Source organism: Acetobacter fabarum (assembly GCF_011516925.1).
In the GTDB taxonomy this organism is placed as follows: domain Bacteria; phylum Pseudomonadota; class Alphaproteobacteria; order Acetobacterales; family Acetobacteraceae; genus Acetobacter; species Acetobacter fabarum.
This window is the reverse complement of sequence record NZ_WOTG01000054.1, coordinates 1-868: the sequence shown is the minus strand read 5'-3', so window position 1 is coordinate 868 and position 868 is coordinate 1. Positions and strand designations below refer to the sequence as shown.

The 868-nt window shown below is 60.7% G+C and carries 1 protein-coding gene; it reads right to left on the bottom strand.

Translation table 11 applies throughout. The annotated features are described in order from the left end of the window. Nucleotides 1-38 precede the first annotated feature (38 nt). A complete protein-coding gene (locus GOB83_RS14670; RefSeq protein WP_338420645.1) occupies nucleotides 39-692 on the bottom strand; it encodes a transglycosylase SLT domain-containing protein in 654 nt (217 codons plus the stop codon). Nucleotides 693-868: the final 176 nt, after the last annotated feature.

The following is an 868-nucleotide window of genomic DNA, read 5'->3' as shown; positions in this document are numbered from 1 at the left end:
TTTGTGTCCAAAATTGCGCAACTTTTCCGCTTTTGTTCTCATCCCGTGACCGTTTCGGATGCACCGCTGCCCATGCGGGTCGAGACGGTTGAGAGGTATTGTCCCACTGTCCAGCCGCTCATGTTGTTGGCAGCCAGCGAGGAACGCGACACGAGGCTGCTCAGAGGTGTGCTGCTGGTCGCTGCCGCGATCTTTGAACCGGCCGACGGTCCGAACATATAGGCGGCGTAGACCTGCGCCGAGGTTGCAGTTGTTCCGGTGGATTTGGAAACAGCGCTGGCATAGGAACTGATGATGGCACTGGCGACTTTCGCCTGCGCCGTCGGATCATTCCGGTCAGCACTACTCAGCCCAAGCTTGGATGCGTAGTCATTCCATGTGCCATTGGTGATCTGCCAGACCCCCGTGGCCGATGAAGAGCTGTTGCCGGTATTCTGGAAATGACTTTCGATCTGAGCGTAAGCTGCGAGCGTATCGGGATTGATCCCGGCAGCTTTGGCTGCAGCAACAGCATCGGCGCCATAGGATTGCGACAGCAGTTTGGACATCGCATCACTGCTGCCCCACGCACCCGAGTAACGCGCCGCGCTCGCCGATGCGCCTGCCCCTGATGAGGAAGACGTCTGCGCACCTGGAAAGACGAAGGTCGGCGCACCAGCCTCCTCGATGCTCGGCACGATCTGGGTGGCCACCTGCGCGACACCCGGCCGTGCGGCGATACACACAGCCAGCAGGCCCAGTCCGCTCCACCGGGCCAGAGAGAGGGGGCGCGTCATGCGCCAGGATATGAGAAGAGGATCATGCCGTCAGATGGTCTCATCCCGGCCACGATGCAGTGTGTGCCCGCAGAGGCTGTCGTGGATGTCCA